Genomic DNA, 20,184 nt, shown 5'->3' with positions numbered 1-20,184 from the left:
TTTCTCTTTTTCTATTCATAGAAAGGGAGATTCATATGATCGGAGTTTCAATTTATCTTGCAAAAGAACGAGTAGAGAAGCAAGAAGAGTGGCTAAAAGTAGCGAAGGAAAACGGGTTTTCATCTATTTTTACATCACTTCATATACCAGAGGATGATCCTGGTACGTATAAAGAGTTAATTCAAATACTTGGGAAACAGGCTCTTGAAAATGAAATGGAATTAATGGTCGATGTTTCTTCAAAATCGTTACACCATTTAGGTATGACGTACGAAAATGTCGAAGAGTTAGTAGACTGGGGCATTACTGGTTTACGAATGGATTACGGTATTACGCCAAAAGAAATCGCACGTGTATCTCATAAGATGAAGGTAGCTTTAAATGCGAGTACGATTACAGAATCATTTTGGAAAGAGTTACTTGCGGAAAATATACGAGTAGATCGTGTAGAAGCGTGGCATAATTTTTATCCACGTCCAGAAACAGGACTAGCAAAGTCGTTTTTGCAAAAACAAAATAAATATTTACATGAGTGCGGAATAAAAACGATGGCGTTTATTCCGGGAGATGGTGAAAAACGCGGTCCGTTATATGAGGGTTTACCAACTTTAGAAAAACATCGCAGTATGCGCCCGCTTCAAGCATATTTAGAACTTGTGCAAGATTGTGCTGTTGATAAAGTTTTAATTGGCGATATAAGCGGGAGTTTAGAAAGTGTACAAGAAATCTCGAGTGCGAGTGGTGGGATTATTCCAGTGCGATATGAGTCATTTATAAATGCAAGTGAAGTATTAAAAGTGGTAGAGCAAGTGCATACAAATAGGTTAGATCCGGCTCGTGATGTAATTCGTTCTGTAGAATCGCGCGAAGAAAATAAAGTTGCATTACAACCGATGAATACAATTTCAAGAAAACGAGGCAGTATTACAATTGATAATGAATTGTACGGTAGATATGCTGGGGAGATGCAAGTTGTTGTAAATGATTTACCTGTAGATGAGAAAGTGAATGTTGTCGGAATGGTTGTGGAAGAGGACGTGCCGTTATTGCCTTATATTGGTGCTGGAAAAAACTTTCAACTTTTTCTGTGTGATAGAGTAAAAGCTTGAATTAGCACTATTTTATAAAAAACATTATCTGCAAAAAGGATAATGTTTTTTTGTTTCTTTAAAAAAGCATTTGACGAATGAAAAGAAATACCGTATTGTTTTGTCTTGTGAATAAATGTTCACCATAACGAAACAAAAAAGGAGAGTTCAGAATGAATCAATATATTGGTAATTTAATTATTCGTATCGTATTAGGAGTTACTTTTTTTGCACACGGTTTAGCAAAGTTTCAATCAGGTATAGATAACGTAGCAGGATGGTTTACAAGCATCGGTTTACCAGGTGGTCTTGCATATGGCGTAGCAACAGTTGAATTAGTTGGTGGTATATTATTAATTATCGGTTTAGGCGTGAGGTATGTAGGATTGTTATTCGCTCTTATTTTGGCTGGAGCTATCGTAAAGGTAAATGGAGCAGCAGGCTTATTAGGAGATGGAAAGAATCCGGGATATGAATTAGATCTTGCATTATTATCAATGGGTGCGTATTTATTCGTTGTAAAAGCAGAAGGATATGTAGATCGCTTCTTAAAAGAGAAAGTAATGAAAACGAAGTAAATTTTATTTTTTTAGTGTTGACTTGACGACTTGGTGTAACTATAATGATTACATCAAGTCGATTAGTAATAAAATGATTCGTATATTTTTTTATTCTGGTTGTAACTAACTTAGTTACAACCAGAATAAAGCTTAAAGAATAAAGGAATATAAAAGAGTAAATAAAAAGTGGAGGAAATAACATGTCAAAATTACATTTAGAGGTTTTTACAGGATCTGAGCAAGCATTTCAAGTTACATCCACAATTGTATACGGAGAAAAAGATGCAATTCTTATCGATGCACAATTTTTATTAAGTGATGCGCACCGTTTAGCAGCTCAAATTATTGAAACAGGAAAGAATTTAACTCATATTTATGTGACTCATTTCCATCCAGATCACTATTTTGGATTAAATGTATTACATGAAGCATTTCCAGAAGCGAAGATTGTTGCATTACGGAATACTGTTGAAGATATTCGTAACACATTTGAGAAGAAAGTGGAACAGTGGAAACCATCTATTGGGCATAATGTTCCTCATCAACCAATTGTTCCAGAGGAATTAACAGAAGAGAAATTGATTTTAGAGGGAAATGATTTAATCATTAAAGGTGGTTTGCAAGGTGATACACCGAATAATAGTTATGTATGGATTCCATCATTAAAAGCCGTTGTTACAGGCGATATCGTTTATAACAATACTTTCGTATGGACGTTAGAAACAGATGCTGAAGCTCGTCATAAATGGTTAGAAACATTAAGTGAACTTGAAAATCTTCATCCTGAAATTGTTGTAGCGGGTCATCGTGATTATGACGTACCAAATACAGCAGACGCGATTAAACATACTCGTAAATATTTAGTTGCATTTGATGAAGTTCTTGCAGGAAATCCTTCAAGTGAAGAAATTCAAACGGCAATAAAGGAACGGTTCCCGCACGTTAAAGCGTTAGAAATTGGACTTGTTTTAGCGGCAAACGCGTTTGGGGTGAAAAAATAATGAAGCAAAAAACAAATTTAGAAATTGTTCGAAGCACATATGAAGGATCAGCTTCTTCGAATGCAAAACATTTAGCAGAAGCATTTTCTGAAAAAGTGGAATGGACAGAGGCAGAAGGTTTTCCGTACGGCGGAACGTATATAGGTACAGAAGCTATAATGGAAAATGTATTTAGTCGTTTAGGATCAGAATGGGATGATTATAAAGCGAGTGTAAAGACGTACCATGAAGTAAACGGAAAAGATGTGATTATTGCTGAAGGTGTTTACTCAGGAGTTTATAAAGAGACGGGAAAATCATTTGAGGCGGAATTTGTTCATGTGTGGCAGCTTGAAAATGGAAAAATCGTGAAATTTAAGCAATATGTGGACAGTTACATTGTACGAGAAGCGATGAAGGCTTAAAATGAAATAAGGAAACAAATGGAATCGACTATGTGCAGGCGATTCCATTTGTTTATGTAATTATTAGGGGGAATGGGGAGTACATAATATGAAAAAATGGATAATAGGGACAATTACAATGATTGTAATTGCGGTAGGAGCTGTATTCGGTGTTACTAAACTTCTTAATTATATAGAGGAGGAGGAGAAGAGCCTTAAAGTACAAAAAGTAATGGATCAACAGGAGAAGAAAGTAAAGGAAGAGAAGCCACAAGTTAGTGAAGATGAAATTATTTCTACAATGCATAGGATGGTACATCAAAAAGTGAAATCCTCTGAGAAATGGGGATTTATCGAAATGACAAATAAGGAAATTAGTAGTGCGAAGAACGCAGTAGAAAGCAGTACTAATTTTAAATATAAATCAAAGCTACTTTCTACTTTAGAGCGCTGGGAGAAAGGGGATTTTTCACAGACGGTTGAGGAGCATAACTTTTTGTGGGAAATTCAAGGTGGTGATACCGGAAAGGCAACAGAACGTTTATCGCCAGAAGAAGAAAAACAGTATGTGAAAGAAATGAAAGGTAAATAAAAACATCGCCACTCTGGTGGCGATGTTTTTTCATTAAGAATGCTTTCGTACTAAAGCTCTAGTCGTCTGAGGAGAAACAGTTTTAAAATGAGAAAATAAATAACACCCTGTCACGACGATGATTGTACCGGAAATTTGAATCCATGTTAATTCTTCTCCAAGGAAAATAAATGCTAAAATAGCTGTGAAAATTGGATTGAAATTTAGAAAAATCCCCGATGTAGTAGCGCCTAATTTCTGTACACCAATATTCCAAAACACCATACAAAGTACCGTTGAAATGAGTCCTGTATATAAAAGTGATGTAATGAAAGAAGAATTAATATTGGAAACAGTGAAGCTTCCTATGTTAAATGGTAGTAATAAAATAACGCCGAAAATACCAGAATATAATGTTGCCATGAGTGGTGTAGTTGTTTTTGTAGCCCATTTACTACAAACAGAATAGATTCCCCAAATACAAACAGCCGCAATCATCCATAAATCCCCGCTATTAAAATGTAGTGAAAATAAAAGAGCAAAGTTTCCTTTTAAAAGAACGAGGATGACCCCGAAAAATGAAAGAATCATAGAAAGAACTTGAAGCGTATTTACTTTTTCTTTTAGAAATAGCACAGAAAATAATGCAATTGAAATAGCGTTCAATGTAGAAATAAGACCTACATTCGTTGCGGATGTTTTTTCTAATGCTAAAAATTGAAAAATGTTGAAAAGAGCGACGCCTGTAATTCCCATAATTACTAACGGGATTATAGCAGCACGCGGTGGAATAATTTTCTTCTCTTTAAACCATACGAGTGGTAATAAACAAACAATCGCAATCATCCATCTTAAACTTGTCAGTGTCATCGGAGACGCATGATCGACAAGTGATTTCCCAACGACAAAATTTCCTCCCCATAATAAGCTTGTTAATAATAGTAAAAAGACGTAAAAATAAGGCATACTAAAAACCCCTTTGTTGAAATAAGAATGAACTGTAAATAATTTTAGCATTTTTCTTTATTATCTAATATATTCTTTTGTATAATGGTAAAAACTCGATAAAATGTTTCGTTAGAAATCTTATTTACAGAAAAACATTCATTTTTATATAAGTTATGAGATGTTTCTTCGAATAATCGTCGGTAAGAAAAAAGGGGGAATTTTGATGGAGTCATCTGTTATTAAAGTGCTTGATGATTTGGATGTGAAAATTTTAGATATATTGCAGAAAGAATCACAAGTAAGTAATGCAGAGCTTGCACGCCGTGTTAATTTATCTCCAGCTGCGATGCATGCACGAATAAAAAGGTTAGATGGGGAAGGTTTTATTGATAAGCAAGTAGCAATTTTAAATCAAGAAAAGCTTGGATTTGATTTATTATGTTTCATTTTTATGAGTACGAATATTCATCAGTATGAAAAGCTGGAAGTGTTAGAACGAGAATTAGAATCTATGCCTGAAGTGTTAGAATGTCACTGTTTAACAGGAGAGTATGATTATTTATTAAAAGTTGCGAATCGTGATCGTAAAGAACTGGAGCAGTTTATTAGAAAGTTGAACAAGCTTGGTATTACACGGATACAGACGAGTTTAGCACTTCGTGAAATTAAATATTCGACGGTATTGCCGATACGAAATGAGGAACCGAGCATCGATTAAGTTGCTTGGTTTTTTGTTTGTGTAAAGTGAAACTTTAATCAGTGGGGGTTTTGTTCATCCACCACTGATTATTAGCCTTCACCAATCGGGCGTTTAGGGGCAGTTGATCTCCCACCTACCTTCTTTGCTTCAGCCGAATTTTGAGGTGGGAGTCTTACTGCCCGTTAATGCGGGATAAAATTCAGAAAAGTGATTGACGGAGAGAAAAGAGAGATGTATTATTATATGAAATTATGAATTAAAATTCATATAATGTTATAAATATTAACACTGGGGCAAGGGGATATAATATGAAAATCTTTAATGCGGTTACAAGTGATGTGAAAGAAATTTATAATCTCATTGAAATGTATGCAAAAGAAGGAGTTGTTTTGCCGCGTTCTCTTTTGTCTCTCTATCAATATTTACAATGTTTATATGTTATGAAAGAAGGAGAGGAAGTCGTTGGAGTTGCTGGTTTACATGTGTTAGGAGAGGACCTTGCAGAAGTACGATCGTTAGTAGTTTCGCATACATATGCAGGAAAAGGGATAGGGCGTATGCTCGTGAGTCATGTGATGGAGGAAGCGACGAAAATAAATGTAAAAAGAGTGATTTCTTTAACGTATGAAACAGTATTTTTTCAAAAGTGTGGATTTGATTTTGTAAATAAAGAATTGCTGCCAGAGAAAGTATGGGTTGATTGTAGACATTGTCCAAAAGTCAATTATTGTGATGAGGTGGCGATGATACGGTATGTTGGATGAAATTTTTAGAGAGAAAAAAGGCCCACTATTATTTAAGAAATAGTGGGTATCTATATTTTAATACAAAATGAGATGGTATTAGGAATTTGAATTCGTTTTTCTCACGGCAAAATTATAAAGTGGATCTCTAAGTTCATAGTTATACGTAGAACCATCGACAAGCCCTACAACTTTATCGCTATCATAAAGGTCGAGCATAAATTGTGCCATTTGTTTTGCAGTGTGGAATTTCGGTACAACATTATCGTATTGGAACTCATCAATATCAAATGAACGTTTTGCGAATTCTGTTTCAGTTGCAGCAGGAGCTAAAACTTTTGCTTGTAGTTTTGCACCTTGTTCTTTCAGTTCGTGAGATAGTCCTTCTGTAAATGCACTTACATAAAATTTCGTAGCGCAATACGTAACAGCATCAGCAACAATCGTGTATCCACCGCCTGATGAAACGTTAATAAGCTGTGTTCCTGCGGTCATTGAATAATCTCGAACGAAAAGGGAAGATAGTATTGTTAGTGCTTCTATATTTACATGCAACATCGTTTCTATCTTGTTTAAATTTTGTTCAGCAATTGAGGCGAAATTACCAAAACCTGCGTTGTTAATCCACGTTTCAATTTGAAAACTTTGTAGACTTTCATAAAATTTATAAACTTCTTCAGTGACTGATAAATCAGTTCTTCGAATGACAACATCCAATTCCGGATGCATTTCGTTAATTTTCAATTTTAATTCTTCTAATTCTGCTTGTCTTCGAGCTACAAGTATTAAGTTTTTTCCGCGAGATGCAAAGGCTAAAGCGGATTCATAGCCAATTCCTGAACTAGCACCAGTAATAACAGTATATTTCATATAAAAGCCTCCTAAATTCAAATTAATTTATCATGGTTAGATTGTATTTGTTAGAGTATACTCTAAGTCAAATGTTTTTTATAATTTGGATAAGGCAGTAAAATATATGAGAGTAAATGGCGTGCGGAGGGAGAATGGTTATGTACACAATTAGCGAGGTAGCTAAATTATTAGGAGTGAGCACACATACATTACGTTATTATGAAAAGGAGAACATATTAATTGCAAATCGCGATGCAAATGGGAATAGATTGTATGAAGAGTCACATATAAAGTGGTTGCAGTTTGTAATGAAATTAAAACAAACACAAATGCCGATAGCGAAAATAAGAGAATATGCTAGATTATATTTAGAAGGGGAGCATACAACCGAAGCTCGTTTACAGCTCTTAGAAGATCATAGGAAATCTATTCAGATTCAAAGAGAAAATTTAGAAGTTACAGAGAAGATGCTCGAAAATAAAATTATTGCATACAAAGACTCGTTGAAAAGTAAATAGCGTACAAAATATTTCGTTCTTTGTTGCATGTTGAAAAGGGAGTACAGGTTTTTGTTTTGGAATTTATCTATGAGTATTTTATTATAATGTGCCGATAAATTAAAAAAGAGCAGTTAGCTAAAAGCAACTGCTCGATTCAAAGGGATCTCCAAGGGGGGAATGGAGAAAATATTATGTTACTACCATTATTGACAGATTATTAAGAAATATTCATGTGGATTTAAGAAATTTAAAATATTTTTTGGTTAATAGAATCCGGGTGTTGACACTTTATCAATTGGTCATGTAGAATGTTTATGAATGACATTCAGTCATTTTTTCTGTGAAAGGGTGTAGATAAGCAACTTTTATATGTAGTTAGCTTAATAACGGAACAAATATAAGGATAAATGAGGATGATATTGGTTTTTTAAATAGTAGTTAGAGTGAGATTATATTTTTTAAATTAAAAATGACTGACGGTCAGTCAGTGAATAATAGAAGGTGAGAGATATGAAAAATAAAGCTTGGTTATATGTCATATTAACATGTATTTTTGAAGTCTTTTGGGTGTTTGGTTTTAATACAGCTCATACTTGGTGGCATTGGGTCATTATTGTAGGAGTTATCGCTGTTGATTTTTACTTCCTATCGAAAGCGTGCGAACATCTTGCAACAGGGACTGTATATGCTGTGTTTGCCGGAGCTGGTACGGTTGGTACTTTCCTAATGGATGTATTCCTTTTCGGCGGCAGTTTCAGTTTAGGAAAGCTATTCTTTATCGTAATGGTCGTAGCGGGCGTGATCGGTTTAAAATTAGCTGATAATAAAGAAGAAACCGCGGAAGAAATTGTGAAAGGAGCTGCTTAAAAATGGGTTGGATTTTCGTATTTTTTGCTGCAATTAGTGAAATAGTCGGTGTGATAGGCCTTAAAATGTATAGTAAAGATAAGACGTTAACAAATGGAGCGATTTATATAGGTGGATTTGCAACTTCCTTTGCATTCTTATACACATCTTTCTTGTTCTTACAAGTAAGTGTAGCTTATGCGGTTTGGATTGGCATTGGAACAGCAGGAGCTGTTTTATTAAATATGTTTCTGTTTGGTGAATCGAAAAGTAAGGCACGTTTGATTAGTGTAGCTCTTATCGTATGTGGAGTTACGGGATTAAAGGCTCTTTCATAAGAAAAGGATATTAAAGTTAAATCTCCTAACGATTTGTTGGGAGATTTTTATTATGAAAAGTGCACGATGATTGACAGTACAGCTAGTTATTTTATAAAATGAGTGACAGTCATTCAATACGCGTGTGAAAGGGTTTAGATGATGAATAAAAAAGAAAAAATTGTCTATGCAGCTATTGAGGTGTTTCAGGAAAAGGGCGTTGAAAAAACGAAGATTTCTGATATCGTGAAATTGGCTGGCATTGCACAAGGAACTTTCTATTTATATTTTCCTTCTAAGTTATCTGTTATGCCTGCAATAGCAGAAGTGATGGTTGAGAAGATGATACTTGCAGTGAAAGAAAAAGTACAGAACGATTCACCTTTTTCAAGTAAAGTTGAGCAAGTAATAGATGCAGTATTTACCTTTATAGCTGAATATCGTGAAATACAAGCATTAATGTATGCGGGCCTTGCATCAACTGAACATATAAAAGAATGGGAAGCTGTATATGAGCCTCTTTATATATGGCTAAGTGACTTTTTAAGTGAGGCAAAAGAATCAGGTGAAATTCGTGATTCGGTTCACGCTGAGCGAACAGCGAAGTTATTTATCGCTCTTGTTGAATCAGCAGCGGAACAAGTTTATTTATATGATCATAAAGATGATGAGCAAGTCGAGCTACAAAAGGCAGAAGTACTAGATTTTTTAACACATGCACTACATATAAAGAAGTAGTAAGATGAACCTGTCTGAAAAGGTAGGTTCATTTCTGCGGGAAACTGAATGATAGTCATTCACCCTGTGTTTATGTATGTGTGGAAGGATAGAGTGAAATTCTAATGAGTGGGGACATCTTTACTCAGTGTGAGCCCACAAATAGCAGGATAAAGAAAAAGCTTCTTGGGCATTATTTTTGAGAGGAACTACGGGAAGAGGTGTTAAAAATTGAAGAAACCGATAAAAGAACAAAAGATGGTATTGATCATTCTTTTGAGTAATATATTTATCGCTTTTTTAGGGATTGGATTAATCATTCCGGTTATGCCGTCCTTTATGAATGATATGAATTTAACAGGAAAGACGATGGGTTATCTCGTTGCAGTGTTTGCAATGGCGCAGCTTATTACTTCACCTATTACGGGTCGTTGGGTCGACATTTACGGTAGGAAGAAAATGATAATCATTGGATTATTTATTTTTGGTGTTTCAGAGCTTCTTTTTGGATTAGGTACAGATGTGTGGATGCTTTATGCAGCTAGGGTGTTAGGCGGAATTAGTGCCGCGTTTATTATGCCGGGTGTTACGGCATATGTTGCTGATATTACTTCTATTCAAGAACGTCCAAAGGCGATGGGATATCTTTCAGCGGCTATTAGTACCGGATTTATTATAGGGCCTGGAATCGGCGGGTTTATTGCAGAATACGGTATACGGGTGCCGTTCTTTGTGGCAGCAGTGATTGCCTTTGTTGCATGCGTGATTTCTATATTTATTTTGAAAGAGCCGTTAACGAAAGAAGAACTTGCAGAGATTGCAGCTAATACGAAAGAATCCAGCTTTATCGGAGATTTAAAGAAATCATTAAATCCAATGTATGCAATCGCATTTATTATTGTATTTGTACTCGCATTTGGATTATCAGCATATGAAACTGTGTTTAGCCTGTTCTCTGATCATAAGTTTGGTTTCACACCGAAAGATATTGCTGCAATTATTACGATTAGCTCCATCTTTGGGGTAGTTGTGCAAGTATTTATGTTTGGCAAATTGGTTGACATGTTCGGTGAGAAAGTATTAATTCAAATATGTTTAATTGTAGGTGCAGTATTAGCATTCGTCTCAACTGTAGTCTTTAATTATTGGATTGTACTTCTCGTTACTTGCTTTATTTTCCTAGCATTTGATTTGCTTCGTCCAGCTTTAACGACGTTTTTATCAAAAGCAGCTGGAAAAGAGCAAGGATTCGTTGCTGGTATGAACTCAACGTATACGAGTTTAGGAAATATCGCAGGACCAGCGATGGGCGGAATATTATTTGATATAAACATTAATTATCCATATGCATTTTCAGGTGTTGTTTTAATCGTTGGTCTCGGCATTACATTTATGTGGAGAGAGAAACAACTAGCTCAAAGTTTTGCGAAGTAATGTAGTGAATAACGAAAAGCCTCTTACTATTTTTATGGTAAGGGGCTTTTCGTTTATAAACTTAATCCAAACCGCTTTAATTCAATAAATATCCCCTCTAATTGCTTTCCTTTATCCGTTAACGTGTACTCTACGCGAGGCGGAACTTCTGGGTATACTTTTCTCGTTATAATCCCTTGCGTTTCCAATTCTTTTAGGCGAAGCGATAAAGTTTTCGGACTAATCCCATCCATTGATTTTTGTAAATCGCTAAATCTTAATGTTCCTTCGATAAGAAGATCGCGAATGATTAAAAACGTCCATTTTGTACTAATTACGTCAAGAGTTTTAGCGATAGGACAAGGTATACCAGGTAAACCTTTCGTTAATACAACTGGATCTATATTGCTCATGGAAATAGCCTCCATAAAAATTTTTTGAATGAATTTTCCTTATCGTATCACAAAACTATACTTTTGGTAACTATATGAAAAAAATATCACTACTTCCATAAAGGAAGTTAGTGCATATACAATAGCAATACGAAATACAAAGGGTTTGTATGAGGAGGAGGTGATTTTCATGGGTATGAAAAAGTTGTTTATGTTTCTTAGTTTTTTTGTCATTTGTATTGTGCTTGTAGCATGTAGTGTTGAGCAAAAAAATGGAATTCAGTTATTAAAGGAAATGCCGAAGCCAAAAGCAATGACAATTGATTCTTCATTAAGTAAAAAGGAAGCGACAGAAATCGTGCATGCAGCTCAGCGTTTTTATGCATTTTGGGATACAGGTAAAGAGGAGCTTATTCCGCAGACGGTTACTGAAAATTTTTTCGATAACACACTGCCGAAAGGTCGACCACAAGGCACTGAAGGATTAAAGCTTGCGGCGCAAAACTTTCGTAAAGTAGTTCCAGACATACATTGTGAAGTTGAAGATTTATTAGTGGTTGGTGATAAAGTAACAGCTCGTCTTTCTTTTACAGGAACTCATAATGATAAGAAAATCAATTTTTTTGCAATTGATATTTTGCATGTGAAAGACGGAAAGATAACGGAAGATTGGCATTTAGAAGATAATCTTACGCTGAAGCAGCAACTCGGCTTAATAGCTGAAGAGTAAAATAAGGGAGAGAAAAGTGATGAAAAATATATTCATTATAAATGGGCATGAAAAATACGGTACGAAAGAAGGACGATTAAATAGAACGTTAGTTGATTATATGGTAACTGTATTAAGTGAGAATCATCATGTGAAAACAACAACGATTCAAGATGGATACAGTATTAAGGAAGAGCAAGAAAAGTTTTTATGGGCTGATGTTGTAATTTATCAAACACCTATTTACTGGTTTAGTGTACCGGGATTATTTAAAACATATATGGATGAAGTGTATGAATACGGTTTGTTCTTTAAAGGTGCAGATGAATACGGAACAGGTGGTTTATTAAAAGAGAAGCAGTATATGTTTTCTACAACTTGGAATGCACCTGAAAAAGCATTCGGAGATAAGACGAAGTTCTTTGAAGGAGAAAGTTTAGAATCAGCACTTAGTCATTTACATCGTGTGCAGAAGTTTCTTGGTATGAGTCCGTTAAAGAGTTTTGCTTGTTATGATGTAGTGAAAAATCCGGATATTGAGCAATATTTATTGAACTTGAAAGATCACTTAGATAGAGTAATTAAATAATAGTTTGTATCTGTATGTGAAGAAGGTACTACTAAGGATGTAGTACCTTCTCTTTCATGAAATACGTTGAAAATCTTTACTTATACAGGACGGTTTTAGTTTTTTTGATTTGATTAAATGTTTAATATCAGAGATGTTATCGTATGAAAGCTGAGTATGATAATAGTTAATGTACTCAAGTAATGCAAAAATATAAATAAATAGAGTGAATGATACCCCGCCTAAAGGTAAGTGGGGATACCAAATTACAAAATCAATAGTAAACGTAATAAATCCCGTGATAAGTAATGCTATATTTATCTTTTTAAGTATTTTTAAATATTGAATCATCCTAATGGGTGTAACAGATGTTTTCTCTTTTTTTAGTCGTTTCCACTTTACGTACCAGTAAAGTGTTCCTTGTAATAAGATAAACTCTAAAAGAAGAAATGAGATCCAAAAAGAATATAAGGAATATAAATGTAACGTAGGATAAGCATAATTAAGTAAGTAACTTGTGAAAATAAAAGTAATGACTGAAAATAACTCACCTGTGTATAGATAGGAAAGCCTTTTTTCTAGGTTGCTTTTCATGGTTCTTCTCCTTTTATAAAAAACTTCACATTTTAATGCGGGGATGGCTGTATCCATAACTTCGCAAAATTCGCCCAACCGAATGAATCAATTGTTACGTTTTTTAAAGAAGAAGGGTATGTTTTTCTTTTTAAAACGTGATAGTTAAATAAAATGATGTTTTCAGCTTGTAAAAACTCTTCAATCTCATACATGAGCTTATACCGTTTTTCTTTATTGTCTTCTAATAAAAAGGTATCAAGTAAACAATTAATTTGTTTTGCATAGTGTGGGTCCATGAATCGATTTACGAAGCAACTTTTATTTTTAAATACATTTAAAAATGCAATTTCATGATCGGTAGCAAATACTTCCCCCATGAAAATAATATCCGCATGTTTATCAATAGAACGATCCATATAATCTGAAACGAGAAATGGGTGAAGCTCTACTTGTATACCTAAACTTTCACACCGTTCTTTTAGGAAATGTGCGTCATTTTCACTATCTTTAAATGCGAAGAAATAAATATGTATCGTTTCTCCGTTATAGGTGCTCTTTTTTAAATACGCTTTTGCTTTTTCTAAAGAGTAGGACCTTTTAGTAGCTTGGCGGCTTCTTTCAGGAAAAAAGCTTGATGCAGCAATTGTCCGTCGACCCTCTATGCTACGAAGTATCGTTTCAACGTCATATAGTTCTCTCCAAGCTTTTCGAAAGTACATGTCGTGATGAGGACCAGGTTTTGTAAAGTTGAAGCTAGCATAAATACAACCTATTTCTTCTATTTGTATATTATGTCTTTCATTTTCTTCTTCATTTGGTAGTTCATAATCAGCATCTATTTGCACATGATCAGGAATACCCCAAAATTCAATACGCTCTAGTAACGCGCGCTCTTTAAAATAGTGGGTGAACGCTTCGAGGACGATATTGTCTTCAGAGTAATGAGCAAGTTTGAAAGGTCCAGTACCTACATAATGATGATTTTGAATGACTGCATCATGTGGTAAAATCGCGAGTTGAATGGAACTCACATAACGTAAGAAAAAAACGTTAGGTTTTGCTAAATGAAATCGTATTTGCAGTGGTGATGGTGTTTCAATTTGAACAATTTCCTGTGTTAACCATGCGTAAGGAGATTGAGCTTGCTGCAATCTTTCAAATGAAAATTGTACATCTTTAGAAGTTAGAACAGTTTCGTTATGAAAATATATATCTTTTCGTAAATGAAACGTCCACGTAAGCCCGTCTTCGCTTAATTCCCACGTATGTGCAATGTGTGGTTCCATTTTTTCTGTAATATCGTTATAAATGACTAATGTATCAAAAATTTGGTTAATAAGATGACCCTCTGTTGTTACAGCCGTAAAAGCGGGATCTAATGGTAATATCTTTCTTGATATAGGGATCTTCAATATGTCATACATATCATTTGAAGGTTCGTATCCAAAATGATGATGTAGTTTATTTTCTATCTTTTTTTGAATTGCAAGAGGAAGGGGCTCTTTTAAAAGAAGAAAGACATCTTTTAATTTTTCTTGGGTCAACAGTTCATCTGTATAGGATTCAATCGCTTCTGCTAAAGTATGTGCAAATATAATTTCTGTTTTATTTCCGCGACCACGCCCTGGTGTCCACTTAATGAATTGCTCCTCGTTCATTTTCTTTAATAAAATCTTTACGTTTTTCGTACTGCAATATAAAACATCCGCTAATTCTTGTAAGCTATTTCGTATATGCTGTTGGTCTTGTGCATGTAATCTTAAACGAATGTAATAGTCCATAATTTTCATATATACACTTCCTTCTATAATAAAGTGAAACTTTAATCAGTGGGGGACGCCCCCCACTGATTATTAGCCTTCACTAATCGGGCTTTTACGGGCAGTTGATCCCCATCTAACTTCTTTGCTTTCGCTGAATTTTGAGGTGGGGGTCTTACTGCCCGTTAATGCGGGATAAAAGGGGAAACTCTTTAGAATATTCTAACCTTTTTCTTCCTCTTTTTCAAAGTAAAATGAATAAGCATAAGGAGGGGGAAACAATGGGATTTTGGAGTATGCACCGAAATATAAAAATTAGAATTATAACTTCGTTTTTAACACGCACTGTATCCACAATGATTTTTCCATTTATGGCAATTTACTTTTCAATAAAGTTAGGTAGTGCGATTGCTGGTGCTTTATTACTCATCAATGTGCTAGCTGCATTAATTATCGGTTTATATGGTGGGTATGTTGGAGATCGGCTCGGTCGTAAAAAAGTAATGATTATCGGCCAAAGTATACAAGTCGTTTCCATAGCTTGTATGGGAGTTGCGAACTCAGATTATGTAGATTCACCGTGGCTAACATTTGTGTTTATGTTAGTGAATAGTTTAGGATCTGGACTTATGAATCCAGCGACGGAAGCGATGTTAATAGATGTGAGTACACCTGAAAATCGAAAAGTGATGTACAGCATTAACTACTGGGCTATTAACTTATCAATTGCGATTGGAGCAATATTTGGCGGATTACTATTTGAGAACTATAGATTGCAATTGTTTATCGGATTAACAGTTATTGCAGTTATTACTTTATATGTGATGGCTGTATATATGGAAGAAGTGTATGTGGCACGAAAAACGGTGGAGAAGAAAAATGTATTAAAAGATATGGCAGATAGTTATAAAGTCGTGATGAAAGATAGAGCGTTTTTAATTTTTTGTGCAGCAAGTATATGTACACTATCGTTAGAGTTTCAAATTAATAATTATTTAGGGATACGTTTACAGAAGGAATTTGAAACGGTGCACTTTTTCTTTGGGAATGGTTTTACATTCGATTTAACAGGTATTCGAATGCTCAGCTGGATATCGGCAGAGAATACAATTTTAGTTGTGTTATGTTCAGCGCTTCTTATTAAAATGCTGAAAAGATTCAATGATTTGAAAATCTTATATGTAGGTTTGTTCATTTATACAATTGGATTTACAATACTCGGAACGAGCAATAGTTTATGGATCTTATTAATCGCAGGGCTTTTCCAAACTGTAGGAGAGATGATGTATGTGCCAGTTCGTCAATCTATAATGGCGGACATGGTGCCGGATGAGGCAAGAGGTTCATATATGGCGATTAACGGAATGGTCTTTCAAGTGGCGAAAATGAACGGTGCATTAGGAGTTATGTTAGGTTCATTTATTGCATCTTGGGGCATGAGCACTCTATATTTCATCGTTGGTATGAGCAGTATTTTATTATTTATGAAGGCGATAGGGAAAGAGAAGTATCAGAATGAAGGAAATGTTTCTCAGATTGGATGAAACTATATAAAAGCGAACCAGTTATACTGGGACTCGCTTTTTATATAATTTTTAAAACGGATCAACTTCAGCTAAATCAGGATTGGCGTTAGGGTTTGTTAATAAGGTTTTCAGCTCACCTACTTCTGAGAGAGCGACGAGGATATAACCACTAATAAGGACGATGAGTCCGATGACACGTAATGTTTGCAATTTAATGTCACGGCTATTTTCTTCTGAGTTGTTTTGGGGCGTTGCAGGTGGATTGTTGTTCATAATAGAGCTCCTATCTTTTTTATTTATATGTGTAAAATCATTATTTAACTTATGGATAGGAATTATATAGTCATTTTCACTATATGAGAACTGCCTATGAAAAGTGATTAGAAATTTGGGGACGAAAAAAAGAGGCTGTCTCAAAAAATCATTAAAGATGAAGAAATGTTTCATATGGTGTTAATTTTGGTTTTTACAAATAAAAAGGTTAACCAAAGTAGTTATTTAACTACTTTGGTTAACCTATAATAACTATCCTAATATACGCAATGATTCTTCAATAAACACTGGGATGTCCTCTGGTTGTCTACTTGTTACTAGCTGATTTTGGCATACAACCACTTCTTTATCATGAAAATTTCCACCGGCATTTTTCAAATCGACCGCAATGGATTTATATCCAGTCACATCGCGTCCTTCAAGTGTTTGTGCAGTGATGAGTAATTGGGGGCCGTGACAAATAGCAAAAACAGGTTTTTTCGCATCCATAAATGCTTTGCTAAAGCGAACAAAACGTTCATCTGCACGAAGTATATCTGGGGAAAATCCGCCTGGTATAAAGAGGGCATCAAAGTTCTCTGGAGAAACATCATCAATACTTTTATCAATTACGACTTCACTTTTTCCTTGTTTACCGTGTACCGTTTTACCTTTTTCCATTTCAATAGTTGTTAATTCGTATCCCTTTTGATTAAAAGCTTCTACTGGCTCTGTGTATTCTGTGTCCTCGAAATAATCCGTTATTAAAATAGCAATTTTTTTACTCATTGCAATCAGCTCCTTATATTATATAATCGGTTCCAGAATCGTCCTTGAGCAACGCCTTTTATAAAGTGAAACCTTAATTCATATTTTTTCATTCCCTCCAGTTCCTTTGCCCTGTTAATTTAATAAATACCCTTTTTATTAGGACGTAAACATGTATTATCGTTTTTGTATGTAAAAATCATAAAATATCGGTTGTTTCAGTGATTCTTGTTTGAGGAAGAAAAATAAAAAAGCCAAGGAGGTAATTTATTTTCTCCTTGGCTTTTAAGATAATTCTTTTCGTTAAAACGAAGAAACGCGTTGCTTCGTTTTTGGTACAATAATAAATTTGATCCAGATTAACCCGATAATCATAATGATAAGACTATGTGAAAATTGCCCTGTAGCAATGAGTATAATACTTGAAAATACAATGAGTTGAATGCTTAGCAATATGAAAATTAAGCGGAGAAATTGATTCATTCGTTTTTCAGTATCAATTGGATATAATGCTACAATAATATTTCCTGAAAAATATTTCCACAGAGAACGAAGCTGCATAGAAATCATATATAGGACGATATAAGCGATAGCACCTTTTACATATATATTCGGAATAAAATATAGAGCGAAAGTACCGATCAACCCTAAGCGAATATATATACCGAAATAATCATTACCGCGTAAAAATGCTAGTGTATGTAAATAGAAGAAAGTTGCTCGTTTTTTATGTAATAAAGGTTCAATCCAATTTGTAAGCCATTTTCTTTTATTTACTTGCTTATTTAGTTGCGGAACATCGGTGAAAATGCTAGCAAATTGATAGAAACGAACGTCCATTTTTTCTTCTTGTTCGATTATGTAATCCCACGGTATTCGTTTTGTAGGTTGTTTCTTCGTGTATAGAAGTAGGAAAGCAAGAAGTAAGAGTAGTCCGCCTAACACGATCACATTTGCAGTATAAAACAGCATGTAAATGATCAGGGCGTTACAAGTAATGCGAATGATAAACCATATGCTTTTTTCATAACTATCACGCCACATCCAATGTATGTATATGTTCCAGCCCTTTAGAATCATTAAAATTATAAAGATTGTACATAAGAAAGGTACGGTTAGTTGTAATGATTGCATGGCAAGCGGTACGATAACAAGGAACGTAAATATAAGCGGGAAAAGCTGAATGATGTAATTATATAGAAGAGATTTTTTAAAATAAGATGTTAATTTCTCTTCTAATGCAAGTAAATAGACAGCGTCCGGTTTTTGAATAAATGTGCGAACTTGGCATCTCGTTATAATGAGTGTAAGTACGATCGTGATGAGTAATAAAGATATTCCTTTAGAAGGATCCGTTTTAAGAAACTTAGCGTAATAATATGCACCTACACATGAGACGAAGATGAAGCTATATAGTAAACCGTTAATCATACGTGCAAAGTATGTGATAGCATTTTGAATATGTTGTTGAAAGCGAGAGCTCCATAGTGATTCGATTGACATGTTTTTCACCTCTTTTTTCTATTATATATGTTTTATAAAGTAAAAAACGAGCAAATTGCGTTACGCAACTTGCTCGTTTTTCTTTTCTTTATTTTTTTTCTGATCACGATTCATTAATGGATAGAAGGCAAAGCCAATCCCGAATAAACCAATTCCGAGAAGAAATGTTTTTATATCGGATGCGCCGGTTTTAATAACCCATAGTGCATAGCAAAGTGCGATAACTGCAACTACACCATCCATAATTCTTGAACCCATTTCATTTTTATATGTTTCACCAGTTGCGACTAGTTTTAACTGGAAGATTGGTGAAACGAGATATGGAATGAGGTAGGCCAGTGTTGATACGGTAATAACGAATGTATAAGCTTCCGCAATTGTTCCTGATAATGTTGAGAATAAGAACACTTGCGACATAATGTTTGTTAATCGTAGTGAATGAATTGGACTTCCTTTTTTATTCGTTTTTGCGAAGAAGGAAGGGAAGAAACCTTCTTTTGCTGCTTGATAAGGTACTTCTGAGCTTAATAAAATCCAGCCTAATATTGAACCGAATAGGGAAGTAAGAGCAAGTAATGCCATAAGTTTCCCGCCGCCATGACCCATTGCAGCGTTTAATGCATCTGCTAATGGACGTTCAGAAGCTTGTAATTTATCAACGTGAAGTACACCCATTGTTAAAATTGTAATTCCTAAGTAAATTGCAACTGTGATAAGTAATCCTGCAACAGTTGCGCGTTTTACCGTTTTTGGAGAGGTAGCTCGGTTTGATAAAAGAACGGCTGATTCAATCCCGATAAATGCCCAAAGTGTTGTAAGAGCAGCTAAGTTTACTTGTGAAAGTAGACCGTGTGATACGCCTTCTTTATCGATCATTGGTGTGTACCATTGTCCAAATTTTGAAGCTTCGAACGCAAATAACGTAACGACGATGAATAGAAGGAATCCAGTTACTTTCGTTGTTGTTGCTAAGAAGTTTAGCTTCCCAGCTCCGCTTACACCGTTTGTTAAAATTAAATGTGTTCCCCAAAGTAAGATGGAACAAATAGTAAATGTAATTAGTTTTCCAACTTCTATATTGAAAGAGCCAATTGAAAATAGTAGTCGTGTATCTTTCATAATTGGGAAGAAGAGCGATAAATATCCCGCGAAAGATGTAATAATGGCAACGTTACTTGCCCAGTTTGCAACCCAATATCCCCATACCATGCTGAAACCAGCCATTTTCTTTCTTTTTGGTGTTGAGAATAAAGCATATGCATGACTTTGTGGTCCTGTCGTTAAATCAGGACGACGAATTGCTAAATTACCGAAAACAAGAGCTAGCATTAAAACACCAAACCCTGTTGTTAACCAAGCTAAAGTGACACCGAGTGGGCTTGCTGTTTGTGCTAACGTACTTGGCACCATGAAAATACCAGCGCCAACCATGTTACCGACAACGAAAGCTGTTAGTACCCAAAAGCCCCATTTTTTTTGTTGCATAGAAAA

The 20,184-nt window shown here is 34.9% G+C and carries 24 protein-coding genes; 15 read left to right on the top strand and 9 right to left on the bottom strand.

Annotation, left to right across the window (positions count from 1 at the left end):
* Positions 1-35: 35 nt before the first annotated feature.
* The 5 genes from CQ058_RS15940 (at position 36) to CQ058_RS15920 (ending at position 3,624) form a co-directional block, all read left to right on the top strand.
* Complete coding sequence (locus CQ058_RS15940) at positions 36-1,109, top strand: DUF871 domain-containing protein (protein WP_105589866.1); 1,074 nt, start codon at positions 36-38, stop codon at positions 1,107-1,109.
* A gap of 152 nt (positions 1,110-1,261) precedes the next feature.
* A complete protein-coding gene (locus CQ058_RS15935) occupies positions 1,262-1,666 on the top strand; it encodes a DoxX family protein (RefSeq protein ID WP_001077751.1) in 405 nt (134 codons plus the stop codon).
* A 182-nt stretch (positions 1,667-1,848) separates the two neighbouring features.
* The gene (locus CQ058_RS15930) at positions 1,849-2,649 is read left to right on the top strand and encodes an MBL fold metallo-hydrolase (protein WP_002125460.1); all 801 of its coding nucleotides are present in this window, start codon (positions 1,849-1,851) and stop codon (positions 2,647-2,649) included.
* Positions 2,649-3,053: a nuclear transport factor 2 family protein gene (locus tag CQ058_RS15925; protein ID WP_105589865.1), complete on the top strand. Its 405-nt coding sequence runs from the start codon at positions 2,649-2,651 to the stop codon at positions 3,051-3,053. The genes CQ058_RS15930 and CQ058_RS15925 overlap by 1 nt, the downstream gene beginning before the upstream one ends.
* A gap of 88 nt (positions 3,054-3,141) precedes the next feature.
* A complete protein-coding gene (locus tag CQ058_RS15920; RefSeq protein ID WP_002087394.1) occupies positions 3,142-3,624 on the top strand; it encodes a PRK06770 family protein in 483 nt (160 codons plus the stop codon).
* Positions 3,625-3,657: 33 nt separating this feature from the next.
* Here the strand turns inward: CQ058_RS15920 and CQ058_RS15915 are convergent, their stop codons facing one another.
* On the bottom strand, positions 3,658-4,569 hold the full coding sequence (locus CQ058_RS15915; RefSeq protein ID WP_105589864.1) for a DMT family transporter: 912 nt from the start codon (positions 4,567-4,569) through the stop codon (positions 3,658-3,660).
* A gap of 205 nt (positions 4,570-4,774) precedes the next feature.
* Between CQ058_RS15915 and CQ058_RS15910 the strand changes: the two genes are divergently transcribed.
* Positions 4,775-5,269: an Lrp/AsnC family transcriptional regulator gene (locus CQ058_RS15910; RefSeq protein ID WP_002188423.1), complete on the top strand. Its 495-nt coding sequence runs from the start codon at positions 4,775-4,777 to the stop codon at positions 5,267-5,269.
* A 290-nt stretch (positions 5,270-5,559) separates the two neighbouring features.
* On the top strand, positions 5,560-6,015 hold the full coding sequence (locus tag CQ058_RS15905) for an N-acetyltransferase (protein WP_002166324.1): 456 nt from the start codon (positions 5,560-5,562) through the stop codon (positions 6,013-6,015).
* A gap of 78 nt (positions 6,016-6,093) precedes the next feature.
* Here CQ058_RS15905 and CQ058_RS15900 read toward each other — a convergent pair whose 3' ends face one another.
* Positions 6,094-6,864, bottom strand: coding sequence for an SDR family NAD(P)-dependent oxidoreductase (locus CQ058_RS15900; RefSeq protein WP_002188426.1), 771 nt, complete (start codon positions 6,862-6,864; stop codon positions 6,094-6,096).
* Positions 6,865-7,004: 140 nt separating this feature from the next.
* Here CQ058_RS15900 and CQ058_RS15895 point away from each other — a divergent pair, with 140 nt between their 5' ends.
* From CQ058_RS15895 to CQ058_RS15875, 5 genes are all read left to right on the top strand, one after another.
* On the top strand, positions 7,005-7,364 hold the full coding sequence (locus CQ058_RS15895; RefSeq protein WP_002188427.1) for a MerR family transcriptional regulator: 360 nt from the start codon (positions 7,005-7,007) through the stop codon (positions 7,362-7,364).
* Between the two features lie 492 nt (positions 7,365-7,856).
* The gene (locus tag CQ058_RS15890) at positions 7,857-8,213 is read left to right on the top strand and encodes a DMT family transporter (RefSeq protein WP_002188428.1); all 357 of its coding nucleotides are present in this window, start codon (positions 7,857-7,859) and stop codon (positions 8,211-8,213) included.
* Positions 8,214-8,215: 2 nt separating this feature from the next.
* Positions 8,216-8,530: a DMT family transporter gene (locus CQ058_RS15885; protein WP_002063959.1), complete on the top strand. Its 315-nt coding sequence runs from the start codon at positions 8,216-8,218 to the stop codon at positions 8,528-8,530.
* A 138-nt stretch (positions 8,531-8,668) separates the two neighbouring features.
* The gene (locus CQ058_RS15880) at positions 8,669-9,247 is read left to right on the top strand and encodes a TetR/AcrR family transcriptional regulator (RefSeq protein WP_002063960.1); all 579 of its coding nucleotides are present in this window, start codon (positions 8,669-8,671) and stop codon (positions 9,245-9,247) included.
* Positions 9,248-9,457: 210 nt separating this feature from the next.
* Positions 9,458-10,660: an MFS transporter gene (locus CQ058_RS15875; protein WP_002140503.1), complete on the top strand. Its 1,203-nt coding sequence runs from the start codon at positions 9,458-9,460 to the stop codon at positions 10,658-10,660.
* Between the two features lie 53 nt (positions 10,661-10,713).
* Here the strand turns inward: CQ058_RS15875 and CQ058_RS15870 are convergent, their stop codons facing one another.
* Complete coding sequence (locus CQ058_RS15870; RefSeq protein ID WP_002188429.1) at positions 10,714-11,052, bottom strand: winged helix-turn-helix transcriptional regulator; 339 nt, start codon at positions 11,050-11,052, stop codon at positions 10,714-10,716.
* A gap of 169 nt (positions 11,053-11,221) precedes the next feature.
* On the opposite strand from CQ058_RS15870, the gene CQ058_RS15865 reads away from it, so the two are divergent.
* Both CQ058_RS15865 and CQ058_RS15860 read left to right on the top strand, forming a co-directional pair.
* Positions 11,222-11,761 (top strand): ester cyclase, encoded by a 540-nt coding sequence (locus CQ058_RS15865; RefSeq protein WP_105589863.1) that lies wholly within the window; start codon positions 11,222-11,224, stop codon positions 11,759-11,761.
* A 19-nt stretch (positions 11,762-11,780) separates the two neighbouring features.
* Positions 11,781-12,329 carry an NAD(P)H-dependent oxidoreductase gene (locus CQ058_RS15860; RefSeq protein WP_002188431.1) on the top strand — a complete coding sequence of 183 codons (549 nt, stop codon included), beginning with the start codon at positions 11,781-11,783 and terminating at the stop codon, positions 12,327-12,329.
* Positions 12,330-12,383: 54 nt separating this feature from the next.
* Here the strand turns inward: CQ058_RS15860 and CQ058_RS15855 are convergent, their stop codons facing one another.
* Both CQ058_RS15855 and CQ058_RS15850 read right to left on the bottom strand, forming a co-directional pair.
* Positions 12,384-12,902 carry a hypothetical protein gene (locus tag CQ058_RS15855; RefSeq protein ID WP_002188432.1) on the bottom strand — a complete coding sequence of 173 codons (519 nt, stop codon included), beginning with the start codon at positions 12,900-12,902 and terminating at the stop codon, positions 12,384-12,386.
* Positions 12,903-12,934: 32 nt separating this feature from the next.
* Positions 12,935-14,674 (bottom strand): SgrR family transcriptional regulator, encoded by a 1,740-nt coding sequence (locus CQ058_RS15850; RefSeq protein WP_105589862.1) that lies wholly within the window; start codon positions 14,672-14,674, stop codon positions 12,935-12,937.
* 251 nt (positions 14,675-14,925) lie between these two features.
* On the opposite strand from CQ058_RS15850, the gene CQ058_RS15845 reads away from it, so the two are divergent.
* Positions 14,926-16,188, top strand: coding sequence for an MDR family MFS transporter (locus CQ058_RS15845; RefSeq protein ID WP_002188435.1), 1,263 nt, complete (start codon positions 14,926-14,928; stop codon positions 16,186-16,188).
* A gap of 51 nt (positions 16,189-16,239) precedes the next feature.
* Here the strand turns inward: CQ058_RS15845 and CQ058_RS15840 are convergent, their stop codons facing one another.
* The 4 genes from CQ058_RS15840 to CQ058_RS15825 all read right to left on the bottom strand — a co-directional run bounded on the left by CQ058_RS15840 (position 16,240) and on the right by CQ058_RS15825 (position 20,178).
* Complete coding sequence (locus CQ058_RS15840; protein ID WP_002010828.1) at positions 16,240-16,443, bottom strand: hypothetical protein; 204 nt, start codon at positions 16,441-16,443, stop codon at positions 16,240-16,242.
* Positions 16,444-16,695: 252 nt separating this feature from the next.
* On the bottom strand, positions 16,696-17,211 hold the full coding sequence (locus CQ058_RS15835) for a type 1 glutamine amidotransferase domain-containing protein (protein ID WP_002029999.1): 516 nt from the start codon (positions 17,209-17,211) through the stop codon (positions 16,696-16,698).
* Between the two features lie 282 nt (positions 17,212-17,493).
* Positions 17,494-18,693 carry an ABC transporter permease gene (locus CQ058_RS15830; RefSeq protein ID WP_105589861.1) on the bottom strand — a complete coding sequence of 400 codons (1,200 nt, stop codon included), beginning with the start codon at positions 18,691-18,693 and terminating at the stop codon, positions 17,494-17,496.
* A gap of 60 nt (positions 18,694-18,753) precedes the next feature.
* On the bottom strand, positions 18,754-20,178 hold the full coding sequence (locus CQ058_RS15825; protein WP_002010833.1) for an amino acid permease: 1,425 nt from the start codon (positions 20,176-20,178) through the stop codon (positions 18,754-18,756).
* Positions 20,179-20,184: the final 6 nt, after the last annotated feature.

This window comes from Bacillus sp. MYb56 (genome assembly GCF_002976445.1).
In the GTDB taxonomy this organism is placed as follows: domain Bacteria; phylum Bacillota; class Bacilli; order Bacillales; family Bacillaceae_G; genus Bacillus_A; species Bacillus_A mycoides.
Note: the sequence above shows the minus strand (reverse complement) of the source record. Positions and strands in the feature narration are given on the sequence as shown.